Source organism: Brevibacterium antiquum CNRZ 918 (assembly GCF_900169145.1).
Classification (GTDB): domain Bacteria; phylum Actinomycetota; class Actinomycetes; order Actinomycetales; family Brevibacteriaceae; genus Brevibacterium; species Brevibacterium koreense.
Window position 1 is genome coordinate 226,592 of sequence record NZ_FXZD01000003.1, and the last position, 16,784, is coordinate 243,375.

General features: G+C 63.5%; 10 protein-coding genes and 1 tRNA gene. 8 read left to right on the top strand and 3 right to left on the bottom strand.

Annotated elements, in window-relative coordinates:
* The first annotated feature begins 73 nt into the window (after positions 1–73).
* Both tmk and BANT918_RS06165 read left to right on the top strand, forming a co-directional pair.
* Positions 74–2,842 carry a dTMP kinase gene (gene tmk, locus BANT918_RS06160; protein WP_233430373.1) on the top strand — a complete coding sequence of 923 codons (2,769 nt, stop codon included), beginning with the start codon at positions 74–76 and terminating at the stop codon, positions 2,840–2,842.
* Positions 2,843–4,000 carry a DNA polymerase III subunit delta' gene (locus BANT918_RS06165; RefSeq protein ID WP_101619422.1) on the top strand — a complete coding sequence of 386 codons (1,158 nt, stop codon included), beginning with the start codon at positions 2,843–2,845 and terminating at the stop codon, positions 3,998–4,000. It begins immediately after the preceding gene.
* A gap of 3 nt (positions 4,001–4,003) precedes the next feature.
* Here the strand turns inward: BANT918_RS06165 and BANT918_RS17705 are convergent, their stop codons facing one another.
* Positions 4,004–5,800: a M20 family metallopeptidase gene (locus tag BANT918_RS17705; RefSeq protein WP_233430374.1), complete on the bottom strand. Its 1,797-nt coding sequence runs from the start codon at positions 5,798–5,800 to the stop codon at positions 4,004–4,006.
* Positions 5,801–5,926: 126 nt separating this feature from the next.
* Here BANT918_RS17705 and BANT918_RS06180 point away from each other — a divergent pair.
* A tRNA-Thr gene (locus BANT918_RS06180) sits at positions 5,927–5,999 on the top strand.
* Positions 6,000–6,071: 72 nt separating this feature from the next.
* Here the strand turns inward: BANT918_RS06180 and BANT918_RS06185 are convergent.
* Positions 6,072–7,556, bottom strand: a complete 1,485-nt coding sequence (locus BANT918_RS06185; protein WP_145996946.1) for a hypothetical protein — start codon at positions 7,554–7,556, stop codon at positions 6,072–6,074.
* A 254-nt stretch (positions 7,557–7,810) separates the two neighbouring features.
* On the opposite strand from BANT918_RS06185, the gene BANT918_RS06190 reads away from it, so the two are divergent.
* From BANT918_RS06190 to BANT918_RS06200, 3 genes are all read left to right on the top strand, one after another.
* A complete protein-coding gene (locus BANT918_RS06190; protein WP_101570662.1) occupies positions 7,811–9,019 on the top strand; it encodes an acetyl-CoA C-acetyltransferase in 1,209 nt (402 codons plus the stop codon).
* A 1-nt stretch (position 9,020) separates the two neighbouring features.
* A complete protein-coding gene (locus tag BANT918_RS06195) occupies positions 9,021–11,198 on the top strand; it encodes a 3-hydroxyacyl-CoA dehydrogenase NAD-binding domain-containing protein (RefSeq protein WP_101619424.1) in 2,178 nt (725 codons plus the stop codon).
* A 180-nt stretch (positions 11,199–11,378) separates the two neighbouring features.
* Positions 11,379–12,299, top strand: a complete 921-nt coding sequence (locus BANT918_RS06200) for an NADP-dependent oxidoreductase (protein ID WP_101619425.1) — start codon at positions 11,379–11,381, stop codon at positions 12,297–12,299.
* Positions 12,300–12,305: 6 nt separating this feature from the next.
* Here the strand turns inward: BANT918_RS06200 and BANT918_RS06205 are convergent, their stop codons facing one another.
* Entirely contained in the window at positions 12,306–13,031 is a 726-nt protein-coding gene (locus BANT918_RS06205) for a TetR/AcrR family transcriptional regulator (protein ID WP_291545251.1), read from the bottom strand.
* A 68-nt stretch (positions 13,032–13,099) separates the two neighbouring features.
* Here BANT918_RS06205 and BANT918_RS06210 point away from each other — a divergent pair, with 68 nt between their 5' ends.
* Together BANT918_RS06210 and BANT918_RS06215 are read left to right on the top strand one after the other, a co-directional pair.
* Positions 13,100–14,713: a carboxyl transferase domain-containing protein gene (locus BANT918_RS06210; protein ID WP_101619426.1), complete on the top strand. Its 1,614-nt coding sequence runs from the start codon at positions 13,100–13,102 to the stop codon at positions 14,711–14,713.
* An 8-nt stretch (positions 14,714–14,721) separates the two neighbouring features.
* Complete coding sequence (locus BANT918_RS06215) at positions 14,722–16,782, top strand: acetyl-CoA carboxylase biotin carboxylase subunit (protein WP_101619427.1); 2,061 nt, start codon at positions 14,722–14,724, stop codon at positions 16,780–16,782.
* Positions 16,783–16,784: the final 2 nt, after the last annotated feature.

Here is a 16,784-nt window from a genome sequence, read left to right on the forward strand (position 1 = left end):
GGCATCTGGGCAAAGAGATCCGGTCGGTTCCAAGAGATATGTCAGTCGCGGCAGATATTGTAGGTCTGTGAGTATGTTGACGACTACAGGACATCGACTTCCCGGAGCCCCTGGCCGGTTGGTTGCCGAGACCGCTGCCTGGGGCGCACTGATCGTACTTGTGGCGATCAGCTATGTCGTGGCGGGCACCAGCGGATTCTTCGCCACGATCGGCGGGAGGGCCTTTACTGCAACGGCAGACAGTCTCGGTGTGGGAGACTTCGACAATCAGCTGGGGAGCCTGTCGCTTCTCATCGTCTTCGTTCTCGCCGGCGCCGGACTGTTCATTCCGCAGAAGATCTTGGCGAGCAGGGGCCCAGCCGCCCGCAAACTCGCACTCAGCATTGGTGCTGTCGTCGAGGCAGGGCTTCTCATCGTCCTCAGCCTCGCGCCGAGCGCCTGGCTGACCTGGGTCACCGCACTGTTCCTCGGAGCCGTCGTCGGCCTTCTGCTGAGCATCAATCCCTTCACGAACGAGAAGCCGTGGCGTAGGGTCGGCATTCCTGCGGCGGTCCTCGTCTTCGTCTCCTTCGCCTTCCAGATCATCGGTGGTTCCGTCGCTGGCACTCAGGCTCTGGGGTGGATGAGTCTCCTGGTGGGCGTCGCCATGGCCGTCGGCGCCGTGATCATCTTCCTCACTCCCGAGCGCGCTCTCCACGCCGAATCAGCGACAACTGGCGCATTCCCCGCGATCAAGGCTCGCGTGGCCAGACCTGCCGCGACCATCAAGACACCGTGGGTCTGCATCGCGCTGTTCGCGGTGCTGGGAACCACAGTCATCCTCGCGCAGCCGACCGCTGTCGAACACAGCTTCGGACAAGCGGGCTTCGCCCTCATGATTGCGTCGTGCTTGGTGGGTTGGGCCATCGGATTCGAGATGGGGCCCACCTTCGCTCCCGGAATGTCGAGGCCGCGTGTCTCTGCGTTCGCGTTGGCCGTGTCAGGAATTCTGCTGATCGCTACGGGAGCCATCAATGAGCTCTCCGGCAAGGTCGTCCTGTCCGCAGTCATCGCCTTCCTCGTCGGAGTCGGCGTGCGTTCACAGCCCTACGACTTCTCGCGGCGGGTCGGGGCAGTCGGCGGTGCAGTTGTCGCCCTCATCCTCAACTCCATCGACCTCGGCATCGCCGTCCCTGTCGGTTCGGCCATGGAATGGCTGTTGGCCCCCAGCGACGTTGCATTCGGAATCATGGGATTGGCCGCTCTGGTCGCCGGCATCATCGGACTCTTCATCTTCGACCCACACGGCCTACAAGGCCTGTCCGTTGACATCGTGCACGGATTCCGTCCGCCCAGCACCCTCGAGAACGGGGCGAACGACGGCATCGGAAACTCCGTGGAACGGCTGGGAGCCGGATTCTTCATCGCCATTGAGGGCGGTGACGGTTCGGGCAAGAGTACACAGATCAAGCGGATCTCACGGATTCTCGCCGATGAGGGCCACAACGTCGAAGCCACGCGCGAACCAGGTGGAACCGAGCTGGGGCGACAGATCCGTTCTGTCCTCTTCGACTCCGAACCGCCCAGCCCTCGCACCGAGGCGCTGCTCTTCGCTGCCGACCGCGCCCACCACGTGGCCTCATTGGTAGATCCGAGCCTCGACGCTGGAAACATCGTCATCACCGACAGATACATCGATTCGACGATCGCCTACCAGGCCGCTGGCCGCAACTTCGACCCGAAGACGATCCTGGCGCTGAGCAAATGGGCGACTCAGGGTCTCGTCCCGCACCTGACGATCGTCCTTGACATCGATCCCGAGATCGCCGCAGCGCGGATGGGCGCACGCGGCGAGAACAACTACCTCGACGAGGAGAACCAGCAGTTCCACCAGCGGGTCCGGCAGACCTACCTGACACGTGCACACAAAGAGCCCGACCGCTACGTCGTCCTCGACGCATCGGTATCCGAGGATGAACTGACCGACGGAATCCTCACCTCCATCCGCACCCGTTTGCCGCGGCAGGCGGGCAGTGCGTCCGCCCCCGATGCAGGTGTCGCCACCGGTGCGTCAACCGGCGCCGAGGTGGCTGCAAGTCAGCCCTCCGAGGCCGTCGTGGGCAATCCGTCCGAGGAATCAGACGAGGCGCAGTCCGCGCAGTCGCGAGACGAAGAATTGATCGAGAACGCCTCAACAGCCGACGATGAGGATTTCACTCCCGAGCCCGGGGTCCGGTTCGTCCCGTTGTCGGGTGAACGGTTCGTCCCAGAGGCTGGGGGGCGTCGGGAATCCGAAGAGCGCAATGACGGAGTGGAGACGGAGAGAGTTGACCTCGGCGCTGATCTGCGCCAACCAGGTGAGCTGGATCAGTCGGAGACCCAAGGCAAGGCTGTCAGTGATGACCAGCCTGCCAGCGATGACCAGCCGGGCAGCGATGACCAGTCGGCCAGCGGGCAAGTACCAGTCGATGGGGCCGAACCTGAGTCCGAGGAAGAAGCTGCCACAACGGTCCTGCCGGCCCGCGGTTTCACCCCGAGCGCAACAGTGCAGGACAATGACGACGACGATGATGACGGTGTCCCGACAGACGTGATCGAGACACGTTCTTCGGAAGAAGCGCAGACTCGTGTCGTCAAGCAGGTCGAGAATCGCAGCGACGATGATCCCCGCACGGGAGACAGGCCCCGCACCGAGAGCGGGGGCGAGAATGCAGAGACAACAATTCTGCCCGTGCGCAGCCCCCGACAGATGAGTCGAGAGCGACTGCAGGCCCAGGCGGAGATCGAACGTCAGGCACGCGAGCGGCTGCGCAAGCAGCGAGAACGCAACCATCAGCGCTTCAACAACCCGGAAGGTCACTGAGTGAGCGTCTTCAATGAGCTCGTCGGCCAGGACGACGTCATCACCCAGCTCAGGTACGCTCTCCAATCGCCGGGTGCGATGACCCATGCCTGGCTATTCACCGGGCCTCCGGGGTCCGGCCGGTCCAATGCAGCACGAGCCTTCGCTGCGGCACTGATCTCCGGCCGTGAAGACCCCAACGGTGTCACCGCGCGCGTGCTCAAGGGGCATCACGAATCGTTGACGATCATGTCGACTCAGAAATCGGTGATCGCCATTGACGAAGTGCGGGAACTGGTGTCGAGAGCACAGTCAGCTCCAGTCAACTCCCCGTGGCGAGTCGTCATCATCGAAGACGCAGACAGGATGAGCGAGCGGACCGCCAACGTCCTGCTCAAGGCCATAGAGGAGCCACCCCCAGCCACGGTGTGGCTGCTGTGCGCGCCAAGCCCCATCGATGTGCTCACCACGATCCGTTCTCGGTGCCGTCCAGTTCGTCTGCGCATTCCCTCTCGCGATGCCGTGGCGCAGCTCCTCATCGAACGAGACCACGTCGATGAGGACCGAGCAAAGTGGGCAGCAGCCGTGGCGCAGAACCACATCGGCCGGGCCAAATACATGGCGCTCAACGAGTCCGCAGGTGAGGAGCGCAAACAGATCCTCGCGATCCCGGGCAAGCTGACCTCCGTCGGGGCAACCATCCGTTTGGCGGGACGCATCGTCGACGAAGCCGCGGAGACCGCAAAATCTCGTGTCGAGGAACGCAATGCTTCGGAACGCAGCGATCTCATGGCGACTTTGGGCATCGAATCCGAGAAGTCCATTCCACCCTCGGCAAGATCTCAGATCAGGAAGCTCGAAGAGGAGCAGAAGCGACGGTCGGTGCGCGCCCGCAACGATGAACTCGATCGGATCTTCCTCGAACTCATGAGTCTCTACCGCGACATCCTCATGCACCAGTTGGGGATCCGCGACGGGTGGATCAACGCCGGCGAAGTCGATCTCATCGCCGAGCAGGCGAACAGGGACGGACCCGACACGACTCTGCTGCGCATTGACGCCATCACCCAGGCGAGACGACGGCTGCAGACGAACATGTCGCCCGTGCTCATTGTCGAATCGGCGTTCGTGCTGCTGTCGAACCCCTGGCTGCTCGAGGACCGCACCGGGGCGCTGTGAAATTCAGTCCTGAGCAGGAGGTTCATCTTCGGCCAGAAGCTCGCCGACCAGTGCGGTGGTGAGCTCGACCCGGCGAGGGATCCACAGCTGCAGGGCATGCTCGGTTCTTGCGTGCGAGCCGCCGCCCACAGTGCCGAGTCCGTCAATGGTCGGAGTTCCGACTCCGGCTGTGAAGTTGCCGTCCGATCCACCGCCGACGGCGACCGACCGCAATGGTGGGTGCCCCAGGTGAGCGCTCAGACGCTGGGCTCGAGCGTAGAGACCCATCGCCATCTTCTCCTCCAGCGGGGCCCGGTTGATTCCGCCTCGGACGTCGACCTTCGCCCCGGCCACAGTGGGGGAGAGAGTGCTGAGGATCGCGTCGATGCGTTCCTGCTCTGTCACCGAGGCGGCTCGGGAGTCAACACCCACAACGGCCTTGGCAGGCACGGTGTTCGTCGTCGAACCGCTGTGCATGAGGGTCGGCACAACCGAAGTTCCCACGGACGGGTCATGCAGCTCCGCAATTTTGACCACCTGGTTGGCTACCTCGATTGTGGCGTTGATGCCCTTCTCCGGTTCCACGCCCGCATGGGCGGCCAAACCAGTGACTTCGAGTGAGTAGATGGCGACGCCTTTGCGGGCGATCTTCACCCCTCCATCGGGCGCGCCGCTTTCGAAGACCAACGCCGCCTTGGCTCCACGGGCTTCGTCTTCGATGATCTGGCGTGAGCCGGGGGAGCCGAGCTCTTCGTCTCCGGTCATGAGGATGCTGACGCCGTCGAGGTTGCCGCGCTCGTCACGCAGGCGCGCCATCGCATAGAGAGCGATGAGCAGACCGCCCTTCATATCGTCGGCGCCCGGCCCGCGCACGACACCGTCGGCAACCGAATAGGGAAACTCGGCGAGCGTGCCGGTCGGCCACACGGTGTCATGATGACCGATGAGCACGACCTTGCGGGGCCCGGTGCCGAAGCGCCACAGCACGTGGGGGTGCGAATCGGTTTCGATGATGTGCGGAGCCGCCCCCAGCAGGCCGGTGCCGATCCGGGAGACGAGCTGAGCGCTGCGAGCCAGTGATTCGGGATCCTGGGAGAACGACTCACATTCTATGAGCGCCTTGAAATCACTCATGAAGTCCTTCGAGTCGAACTCGCCCACGTGCGTCACCCATTTCTCTCTTGGAAAGTCTGTCTTCACCAGGTTAACGGGTGAGCTGCCAGTCAGACGTGACGACAGCGAACCTTCAACTGACTCGGCGAAGATCCCTGACTTGAGTGCGGGGAATGTAGCCAGCGGACGAATAGGCCGCGACAGCACCCTTGTTCGAGCTCTCTGCACAGACTGATGCTCATGGCGATCCCGGTTGCTGTAGGCTTCTTGCCGCAGCGATCGCCAGGGCTCGTCCGCGCCCCAGCATCCTGGCTCTGTCAGCCGATCGCGGAGGCGGGTTGCTCCCCGAGCTTCGACAATTGCCGTTTCGGACCCTAAGACAGTGCTGTTCGTCTCCAGGACGGTGCGGTTCGATGAGTCGATGTCTGATTCGATCTGTGGCGCCAAAGAGTCGTCATGGTTGAGATCCGGATCAACGGACAGGCGCAGAAGGTCCTCACCGTCAAGCAATCCAATTGCGAGGATCCTGTCCTGGCGCCGCCAGACCCGCAGCGCCTGGGCTGTTGCTTCTGCGCCTCTCAGTGAATACCAGCCCAGGTCTCCCGTGTGGTGGTGGAGAGGTCCATCGTCGGACTGCCAACGATCGAGTACGGCACCGATGTTGGGAAGTTCGGCGACCTGAGGGCCGACCAGCTCAGCGGTTCTCATGTGTCTTCTGAGATGCGCAAGGATTGGTCTATAGGGTCCAGCATATGTGAGCTGTGTTACCTACTCAGACTTCAGTCATGCTCCTTTTGACCAGGAGTACTGGTTTTGGCTAAAGTTAGGTCGGTTGCCGCCTTAGCTCAGTCGGTAGAGCGATTCACTCGTAATGAATAGGTCGGGAGTTCGATTCTCCCAGGCGGCTCGGCAAAGAACCCCTGTGCCCGGTGAAAACACACCGGCACAGGGGTTCTCTCTTGCGCCGGCTCGGTTCGGCCTATGATCGATTGATCTGAGTGCTGAATCTCCGGTCGAAGGCGCCGGTCGCGGTGAGGCTTCCGAGCAAAGACGCGACAAGGATGAACAGCAGAACGACGACTGTCGGCCCCAGCTCGACAACGGTCTGCCTGTTCCCACCGATGAGCACCTGAGCCTTGGCCCACAGGCCCGAGTAGCTCGGATCGAGAAGACTCGCCACAGCAGTCCAGAGAGTTCCCCCGGCAATCGCGCCGACGGCGACTGCGGCTCCGGCCAGCACCCCCAGGGTATCGGTCACGGCGAGGACCACGACAGCCACAGTCAGGCAGACCAGACACAGGGATCCGATGATCGCGATCATCCGCAGACTCGGGTAGGCGCCGAGGCTGTCCACGATGTTCCTCCCCGGCCAGATCGAGCTGATGCCGGCAACCGTCGTCAGTGCCAGGGTCCCGGCGGCGGCCAAGCCGAACTTCTGGCTCAGAAGCGTTCTTCTGGGGAATGGTCTCTGCGGCGACAGCGACCGCCATGGTCCGATGATGACGACCTGAAGGCCTGCCGCTCGATTGATGGCTGCAGACGACAACATGGCCAGAGTGACTGCACCGAGGACGAGCGCACTGATGATGGCAGAGAGTGTGGCAATCGTGGACGGCTGTGACTCGTGCGGCGTGGACGCCGTGACCTTCGGTGCTGGGGCAGAGGGCTGCGCAGCTGGCGGAGGACCGTCACCATCGGATCCCTGACTGAAGTAGTCGACAGCTGGTGGACCGCTGACATCCTCAACCCTGATGTCGAAGGGCCGTTCGAAGGCGCGCTCCGCGTCCTGCTGAGAACGTGGGCAGTCCTGTTGGCCACCGGCCTCGCACCCGAGCTTCCGGGCCACGACTCGAATCTGCTCGGAGATATGCTCTTCGGCCTGGCGGATGACCTGGTCCCGATATTGGTCCAGGATGAACTCGTCTTCGTTCAAGGCCTGCGGGCTGGCCAGGACCGTGATCGTATAACGCGGGGCGTCGGCGTCGCCGCGATAGTACGCCCCGATGTCGTCCATGACTCGAGGGGTGAGGTTCTTCGGCAGCAGGACTGCGAGAACCGAAGTTCCGTCTTCGACCTGGGCACGGGCGGACTCAGGGGAGAGCTCGCGTTCACGGGTGGAGAAGTCGGGAGCGATCGCGCCCTGCTCGATTCGGGTGAAGAACTCATCGGAGAACGACAGGTAGTCCGTCATTGCGCTCTGGATCGCCGGCATCTCCTGCGCCTCGTCGTCGGTGCCGACTGCGATCGAGAAGTTCGGGGGCGAGCCTGAGGGCTGTTTCGCTGCGGTCGGGGCAGGGGTCGGGATCCCCTCATCGGCACCTGCCCGTTCGACGACACCGAAGAGCGGAACCAGGACGGACAGTGCGATGACATATACGCACGCCGATGCCAGGATCGGCCAGAAGTACATCCAGCCTGTCCTTCTCCGGGCCAGGATCGAGGTCACTGCGAAAAAACGACGCATGCTTCATTCTCCCATCCCGCGTCGAGCCCGCTCCGTCTTCTGCATTGCGTCTGTCGCAGTGCAGGACTCCCAATGCGCACGTGCCGACTGTCGCCGTTTCCGTGTTGACCATCACAGGCAACTGGTATTGAATGGTGGTGTGAATGTTACTGAACGATCGATCAGCCGGTGAGGCTGAGCGAGCGTCATTGACGTATCCACGGCCGAGATCACGAAACCGATCATCGGCCGTTCTCTAGGACTGTGAGGAACAGATGAGCGAAGCGTACATCTACGACGCAGTGCGCACACCGCGCGGAAAGAACCGCGGTGGAGCCCTACACAGCGTCAAACCAATCGATCTCGTGACAGGGCTCATCGATGCCCTGCGCGAGCGTAACCCCGATCTCGACGACAAGGCGATCGACGACATGGTCTTGGGCGTCGTCTCGCCCGTCGGCGAACAGGGCGGAGACATCGCTCGCACCGCGGCTCTCGTCGCGGGTCTCGATGAATCCGTCGCCGGCGTTCAGATCAACCGATTCTGCGCATCCGGGCTCGAAGCGGTCAACATCGCTGCACAGAAGGTCGGCAGCGGTTTTGAGAACCTCGTCCTAGCAGGCGGCGTCGAATCGATGTCGCGTGTTCCCCTCGGCTCCGACGGAGGCGCATGGGCACAGGATCCGACGACGAACTTCGACACCTACTTCGTGCCCCAGGGCATCAGCGCCGACCTCATCGCGACCACTGAAGGATTCAGCCGCACCGACATCGACGAATTCGCTGAGGAGTCACAGAAGCGCGCCGCCAACGCCTGGGAAAACGGCTACTTCGAGAAGTCGATCGTCCCCGTCAAAGACCTCAACGGTGTGACCCTGCTCGACACCGATGAGCACATGCGCCCCGGTTCGACGGTGGAGTCGCTGGCGAAGCTGTCCCCAGCCTTCACCAAGGTCGCCGCGCAAGCAGGCTTCGACGAGGTTGCTCTTCAGAAATACCACTGGGTCGAAGAGATCGACCACGTCCACACCGCCGCGAACTCCTCGGGAATCGTCGACGGGGCCAGCCTCGTCATCATCGGCGACGCCGAGGTGGGACAGACGATGAACATGAAGCCGCGGGCTCGCATCGTCTCCACTGCCGTCACCGGATCCGAGCCGACCATCATGCTCACCGGTCCCACTCCCGCGACGCAGAAGGCGCTCGACAAGGCGGGCCTGACCGTCGATGACATCGACCTGTTCGAGCTCAACGAAGCCTTCGGCGCAGTGGTCCTGAAATGGATGAAGGACCTCAACATCCCGCATGACAAGGTCAACGTCAACGGCGGAGCAATTGCCATGGGACACCCGCTGGGTGCTACCGGTGCCATGATCCTCGGGACCGTCCTCGACGAGCTCGAACGTCGCGATCTCAAGCGTGGTCTCGTCACGCTGTGCATCGGCGGCGGAATGGGCATTGCGACGATCATCGAAAGGGTCTGACATGACGAACACTGAAACGACTTCAACTGCATACTCGCATTCCACCGACTCCGACGGAATCGTCACAGTCGTCATCGACGACCCGAATTCCAAGGTCAACACGATGAACGACCATTTCAAGGCTGCCTTCGAAGGCACCGTGGAATGGCTCGAAGCGAACGTCGATGACATCTCCGGCGTCGTCCTCACCTCGGCGAAGAAGACCTTCTTTGCGGGCGGTGACCTCAACAAGCTGCGTGCGGCCGACCCTGAGAACTCGGAAGCCGAAGCCGCACTGACCAACCACATGAAGACGGTCATGCGTCGCCTCGAAACGCTGGGCAAGCCCGTCGTCGCAGCCATCAACGGTGCCGCACTCGGAGGTGGCCTCGAGGTCGCCCTCGTCGCGCATCACCGCATTGCAGCGGAGGACGTCTCCAGCCTGCGCGTCGGATTCCCCGAAGTCTCCTTGGGTCTCCTGCCCGGTGGTGGTGGTGTAGCCAGGGCCGTGCGCCTGATGGGCCTCCAGAACGCACTGCAGAAGGCCATCCTGCCCTCGACGAAGTTCAAGGCAGCCGACGCTCTCAAGCTCGGCCTCATCGACGAACTCGCTCCGGTGGCCGAACTCGAAGCACGCGCCAAGGACTGGGTCAAGGCCAACCCCGAGGCGACTCAGCCCTGGGACGTCAAGGGCTTCAAGATCCCCGGCGGAGCACCCACCTCACCATCGCTGGGTGCGATGCTGCCCGCGCTGCCGGCGCTCCTGCGCCGTCAGACCAAGGGTGCGCCGATGCCCGCTCCTCGCGCGGCCATTGCCGCCGCCGTCGAAGGTGCCTACGTCGACATCGACACGGCACTGGCAGTCGAAACCCGCTACTTCGTCCACCTCACTCACACGCCGGTGGCGAAGAACATGATCAAGGCGTTCTTCTTCGACCTCGGACACATCAACTCCGGCGGCTCGCGTCCCGATGGCTTCGAACCTCGCCAGGTGAAGAAGCTCGGCGTCCTCGGCGCCGGAATGATGGGTGCCGGCATCGCCTACACCGCAGCGAAGGCCGGCATCGACGTCGTCCTCAAGGACGTCGAGATCGAAGCCGCCGAACGTGGCAAGGCCTATGCGGCCAAGCGTGAGGAATCGGCACTGGCCAAGGGCAAGACGACCGAAGAGAAGAGCAAGGCTGTTCTCGACCGGATCACCCCGAGCGCCTCGGTTGAGGACTTCGCCGGAGTCGACTTCGTCATCGAGGCGGTCTTCGAGTCCGTGCCCGTCAAGCAGCAGGTCTTCAGTGAGATCCAGGACATCGTCGAGTCCGACGCAGTCCTTGGTTCCAACACCTCGACCCTGCCGATCACGGAACTGGCCACCGGTGTGAAGCGCGATTCCGACTTCATCGGCGTCCACTTCTTCTCACCCGCTGACAAGATGCCCCTGGTCGAAATCATCCGTGGTGAGAACACTTCAGATGAGACCCTGGCGCGCACCTTCGACCTCGTGCAGCAGATCAAGAAGACCCCGATCGTCGTCACCGACTCCCGCGGATTCTTCACCTCCCGTGTGATCGGAACCTTCATCGCCGAGGCTGTCGCCGCCGTCGGTGAAGGAGTGGAGCCGGCAACGGTGGAGCAGGCAGCACTGCAGGCCGGTTACCCGACCGGCGCTCTGCAGCTGCTCGATGAACTGACGCTGACGCTGTCGCAGAACATCCGAAAGGAAACCGAGGATGCAATCACAGCCGCAGGCGGAACGCCAGAAGGCCACCCCTCAGACGGCGTCTTCGACTGGATGATCGAGCAGGGGCGCACCGGACGCAAGGACGGACGCGGCTTCTACGACTACGACGAGAACGGCAAGCGCGCCAAGCTGTGGCCCGGTGTGCGTGAACACTTCAACTCCGGTTCGGCGACGCAGCCTTTCGAGGACCTGCAGGAGCGGATGCTCTTCGCCGAGGCGATCGAGACGATCAAATGCCTCGACGAGGGTGTGCTCACCTCGGTTCCGGATGCGAACATCGGTTCGATCTTCGGAATCGGCTTCCCGGCCTGGTCCGGTGGCGTGCTCCAGTACGTCAACCAGTACGAGGGCGGTCTGAACGGATTCGTCGAACGTGCCAAGGAACTCGCCGCGACCTACGGCGATCGCTTTGTGCCACCTGCCTCACTCGTTGAGCGTGCTGCAGCGAACAACACGTACGAATAGGACTGTCACCGGGTCACTCCGCTGACACAGTCACGGCACTGGGCCGGGTCGGAATCAACCGGCCCGGCCCAGTGCCGTTGAACCTTATAGGAATAGCAGTCGCTGTCATCGTGTTCTGTTTGTGGCAGGCCGGTGACGGCCACGCCTAAGACATGTCGTCCCTTCGAAAGGTCCTCACACATGCGTGCAGCAGTCTATGACCAGTACACCGATGACTTCAGCGACATCACGGTTCGCGACGTCGACGACCCGAAGGTTCCGCCGGCATCCGTGCTCATCGAGGTCCGCGCCGCCGGAGTCAATCCGGTCGACTGGAAACTCGTCGGCGGACACCTCGACCCGGTCATGCCGACCCAGTTCCCCGTCACCCCAGGCTGGGACGTTGCGGGCGTCGTCATCGGACTCGGCGCAGATGTCCCCGAGTTCCAGATCGGCGATGAGGTCATCGCCTACGCCCGCAAGGACGTCCTCGGTGCCGGCACCTTCGCCGAGAAGGTGGCTGTGCCTGTTCATTCGGTGACCGCGAAGCCGGCCTCCCTGAGCTGGGAACAGGCGGGCGGACTGCCGTTGGCTGGTGGCACCGCCCTGCGCACCCTCGAAGCGTTGGGTGACATCAACGGCAAGACCGTTCTCGTCCACGGAGCCTCCGGGGGAGTAGGCAGCTTCGCCGTGCAGATCGCAAAGTCCTTCGGCGCCCGAGTCATCGGCACCGCTTCGGAGGCCAACCATGACTATCTGCGCACCCTCGGCGCCGAACCGGTCACCTACGGGGACGGACTGAGTGATCGCGTCCTCGAGCTCGCAGGCGGCCCGATCGACGGGGCCGTCGACTTCGTCGGAGAAATGCTCGAGACCACCCTCGCGGTGCTGAGGGACGGCGGGGCACATGCCTCCGTCGCAGATCCCTCGGTGGCCGAACACGGCGGACGCTACATCTGGGTCCGCCCCTACGGTTCGCAGACCGCACGCGTGGCCGAGCTCGTCGAGTCCGGCGAACTGAGCGTCGAGGTTGCCCAGACCTTCAGCCTCGATCAGGTGCCCGAAGCATTCCGCACCAGCGCGGAAGGACACACGCGAGGAAAGCTCGTCATCGTCCCCTGAGCGGCGTCAGGCGATACCCAGTGCTGCCCGAGCGGCGGCCCGCAATTCGACCCCGACCACCTCGGCGCTTGAGCGTCGGGCTTGGTACGGGGTCGAATTGATCATGCCGAAGACCGCATGCACACGCACGGTCGCCGCATCGAGCGACCATCCCGGATTGGCCCGCGCTACGACCTCAGACCACTGGCTGACATAGCTTCTCTGCAGGCGACGAACGGTGCGCCGTGAGGTCTCGGGCAGTGCAGCCAGGTCCCGATCCTGAATCCGAATGAGTTCGGGCTCGCGCATCGCGAAGGCGACATGGAAGTCGATGAGCTCGATGAGCGCCGAGGTGGACGAGCCGTTGTCATGGCCCGTGATGATCGCGTCCCCACCCGAGTTCAGATATTCGGAGATACCGACGAGGAGCTCCTCGAGGACCGCTTCCTTCGAATCGAAATGGCGATAGACCGCCGGTGCAGAGATCCCCGCACCCTTGCCCAGGTCATCGAGACGGACTCCATGGAAGCCATGTTGGGCGTAGAGATTCTTCGCCACCGACAGCAGCTGTTCACGTCGCGCTGCCTTCGCTGCGGCCCGGGAAGTCCCTGCCACTGGCGCTGACCCGTCTGCGAGCGGCGCTGACCCGTCTGCCACTGGCGGCAGCACCGACTTCGGCACCATATCCGTCACCCCCTTTTTCTTCTGCGAACTCCGCGCGAGGCCGTCGGCACGGCATTCGATCGTGCGCATTGTCACAACGGCTTTTGAGCAGTATCATAGCATTCAGTTAACAAACATTAACTGAAACGGGGAGTGAAATGAGAGCAGTGGGAACTGCGGTCAGTCCGGCAACGGGGCAGGCGAACGCCGATGCCCACGCCGAACTCATCGCTGAACTCCGGGAACGCATCCGGGTCACGGCCCTGGGTGGACCCGAGAAATCCAGGCAACGCCATATCGATCGAGGCAAGCTGCTTCCGCGTGAGCGCGTCGAAGGCCTCCTCGACCCGGGCACAGCGTTCCTCGAACTTTCGCCTCTGGCCGCCAACGGCATGTACGACGATGCCAGCCCCGGAGCAGGGATCATCACGGGCATCGGCCGCGTCAACGGGCGCGAATGCGTCATCGTGGCCAATGACGCCACGGCCAAGGGCGGAACCTATTATCCGGTCACGGTGAAGAAGCATCTGCGCGCCCAGGAAGTCGCGAAAGAGAACAGCCTTCCCTGCATCTACCTCGTCGACTCCGGCGGAGCCAACCTCCCCAACCAGGACGACGTATTCCCCGACCGGGAGCACTTCGGTCGCATCTTCTACAACCAGGCCACACTCTCCGCCGCAGGCATCCCGCAGCTGGCGGCCGTGCTCGGCTCCTGCACTGCCGGCGGTGCCTATGTGCCGGCAATGGCCGATGAGTCGATCATCGTGAGTGAACAGGGCACCATCTTCCTCGGTGGCCCACCCCTGGTGAAGGCCGCAACGGGTGAGGAAGTCTCGGCCGAGGACCTCGGCGGAGGAGCACTCCACTCGCGCGTCTCCGGCGTCACCGACCACCTCGCTGCCAATGACTCCCACGCCCTGGAGATCATGCGCGATATCGTCTCCACGCTGGGACCGAAGTCGGCGGTCAACTGGGACGTCATCGAGCCCCGGGAACCCAAGCATGCTGCCGAGGAAATGACCTCGGTGGTGCCCGTCGACTCGAGAACTCCCTACGATGTCCACGAAGTCATCGCCCGCCTCGTCGATGGCTCCGAATTCCACGAATTCAAGGCCGAGTACGGCACCAGCCTCATCACCGGTTTCGCCCACCTCGACGGACACCCGGTGGGCATCGTGGCAAACAACGGTATTCTCTTCGGCGAATCCGCTCAGAAGGGGGCGCACTTCATCGAACTCTGCGACCAGCGCAGCGTGCCACTGATCTTCCTGCAGAATATCTCCGGCTTCATGGTTGGTCGCGACTACGAAGCCGGCGGCATCGCCAAACACGGGGCGAAGATGGTCAACGCCGTCGCCACGGCCCGCGTGCCCAAGTTCACCGTCGTCATCGGCGGCTCCTTCGGCGCCGGAAACTACTCGATGTGCGGCCGTGCCTACAGCCCACGCTTCCTGTGGATGTGGCCCAATGCGCGCATCTCCGTCATGGGCGGCGAACAGGCCGCCAGCGTTCTCTCGACGGTCAAGCGCGATCAGATCGAAGGCCGTGGCGAGACCTGGAGTGCCGAGGAAGAGGACACGTTCAAGCAGCCCGTCCGCGATCAGTACGAAGCCCAGGGCAATCCGTACTACTCGACGGCCCGGCTCTGGGACGATGGAATCATCGAACCCGCCGACACTCGTCAGGTGCTGTCCCTGGCACTCGAACTCGCCCGTTTCGGACCCATGGAACGCCCGCTGAATGCCAGCGGCTACGGCGTTTTCAGAATGTGAGCTCATCCATGTTCAATACCGTACTCATCGCCAACCGCGGCGAAATCGCACTGCGCGTCATCCGCACCTGCCGCCGACTGGGCATCAGAACAGTCGCTGTCTACTCCGACGCCGACGCCCATGCCGCCCACGTCAAGGCCGCCGACACCGCCGTGCACCTGGGACCGGCACAGGCCTCCGAGTCCTACCTGCGCATCGACAAGGTCATCGCCGCAGCGAACGCCACCGGCGCTGAAGCGATCCACCCCGGCTACGGGTTCCTGTCCGAGAACGCCGAGTTCTCCGCCGCCTGCGAGAATGCCGGAATCGTCTTCCTCGGCCCCGGAGCCGAAGCCATCCGCATCATGGGTGACAAGATCACGGCTAAAAATGCCGTGTCTCAGCGTGGAGTCCCGCTGGTGCCCGGCACCAAGGACGCTGCCATGTCCAACGATTCACTTGTCACAGCGGCCGCCGACATCGGCTTCCCCGTGCTCATCAAGCCCTCCGCCGGTGGTGGCGGCAAGGGCATGCACGCGGTCTTCGAACCCTCCGAGCTGCCTGCGGCTCTGGACACCGCGCGCCGTGAAGCCGCGAGCTCCTTCGGAGACGACACGCTGTTCCTCGAACGCCTCGTCGCGACCCCGCGTCACATCGAGGTTCAGGTCATGGCCGATGCGCACGGCAACGTCATCCACCTCGGTGAACGTGAGTGCTCGCTGCAGCGACGCCATCAGAAGGTCATCGAAGAAGCGCCCTCGGCACTGCTGGATGAGGCGACCCGTGCGCGGATCGGCCAGGCGGCCTGCGAGACCGCGAAGTCCGTGGGCTACCGGGGGGCCGGCACCGTCGAATTCATCGTCGGCGCCGACCGCCCCGATGAGTTCTTCTTCATGGAGATGAACACCCGTCTGCAGGTCGAGCACCCGGTCACCGAGGAGGTCACCGGCGTTGATCTCGTCGAACTCCAGCTGCGTGTCGGTGCCGGCGAAGAACTGTCGCTGGCCCAGGACGACGTCACGATGACCGGGCATGCGATCGAGGCGCGTATCTATGCGGAGGACCCTTCCCGCGGATTCCTGCCCACCGGTGGCCGTGCGCTCGATGTCGTCTTCCCCGAGGGTGAGGGCATCCGCGTCGATGCCGGGCTCGAAGCCGGGCAGACGATCGCCTCGGACTACGACCCGATGATCGCCAAACTCATCGTCCACGCCCCGGACCGCGGCGCCGCGATCGCCCGTCTCGATGCCGCGCTTGCCGCCTCGGCGGTGCCCGGGATCGTGACGAACATTGATTTCCTGCGCACGCTCATCACCCTTGACGAGGTGGTTTCGGGTAACCTCGACACCTCGCTCATCGACCGCCTCGACGAGGACCAGCTAGCACACACCGCGAGCGAAATCGACCGGCAGATCGCAGCCGCAGCAGTGCTCGTCACGGCGGGCCGTGCAGGTACCGACCTCACCGGAGCGATCACGAAGCCTGACCTGTCGGGCACTGTCGGAAACCCAGCGACAGCAGGAAACCCGGCACCAGCCTCGGCGTGGGGGAGACCTACTGCCTGGCGAACCTCACGTCCGGATTTCCGTCCTGTCGTGGAGCTGAACTTCGGGGGCGATGTCTTCAAGGTCGAAGCAGTCGCCGATGATGTCACTGTCGATGACAGCGGCCTGTGGCATGTTCGCGTCGCCGATACCCAGTACACGGCCCGCGTGTTCTCCGATGCTCGGGACCGCAGCATCTGGGTCAGCAGCGACCGCGGCGTCTACGCGTTCACCCGCACCCAGTCCGACACGTCCCTGACCCCGGGTCTCGACGGCGCCGAGGTGCTTGCCCCGATGCCCGGATCTGTCGTCGAAGTCAAGGTCGAGTCCGGAGACCACGTCGAACAGGGCGATCCGATCGTCGTCGTCGAGGCGATGAAGATGGAGCACGTGCTCACCGCACCGGCGACCGGAAGCGTCACCGTCACCGCGGTCCAAGGCGCCCAGGTCGGACTCGACGAGGTGCTCGCCACCGTCGTCGACGAAGCCGCAGCAGAAGCCGCCGACGCAAGCGACGATGCAGCCGCCGCACCAGCAGCCAACTGATC

Coding starts and splice junctions, on each gene's coding strand:
- BANT918_RS17705 (WP_233430374.1), bottom strand. CDS start 5,800: ATGAGAACCGCTGAGCTGGTCGGCCCTCAGGTCGCCGAACTTCCCAAC.
- BANT918_RS06205 (WP_291545251.1), bottom strand. CDS start 13,031: ATGCGCACGATCGAATGCCGTGCCGACGGCCTCGCGCGGAGTTCGCAG.
- BANT918_RS06190 (WP_101570662.1), top strand. CDS start 7,811: ATGAGCGAAGCGTACATCTACGACGCAGTGCGCACACCGCGCGGAAAG.
- BANT918_RS06195 (WP_101619424.1), top strand. CDS start 9,021: ATGACGAACACTGAAACGACTTCAACTGCATACTCGCATTCCACCGAC.
- tmk (WP_233430373.1), top strand. CDS start 74: ATGTTGACGACTACAGGACATCGACTTCCCGGAGCCCCTGGCCGGTTG.
- BANT918_RS06185 (WP_145996946.1), bottom strand. CDS start 7,556: ATGCGTCGTTTTTTCGCAGTGACCTCGATCCTGGCCCGGAGAAGGACA.
- BANT918_RS06200 (WP_101619425.1), top strand. CDS start 11,379: ATGCGTGCAGCAGTCTATGACCAGTACACCGATGACTTCAGCGACATC.
- BANT918_RS06215 (WP_101619427.1), top strand. CDS start 14,722: ATGTTCAATACCGTACTCATCGCCAACCGCGGCGAAATCGCACTGCGC.
- BANT918_RS06210 (WP_101619426.1), top strand. CDS start 13,100: ATGAGAGCAGTGGGAACTGCGGTCAGTCCGGCAACGGGGCAGGCGAAC.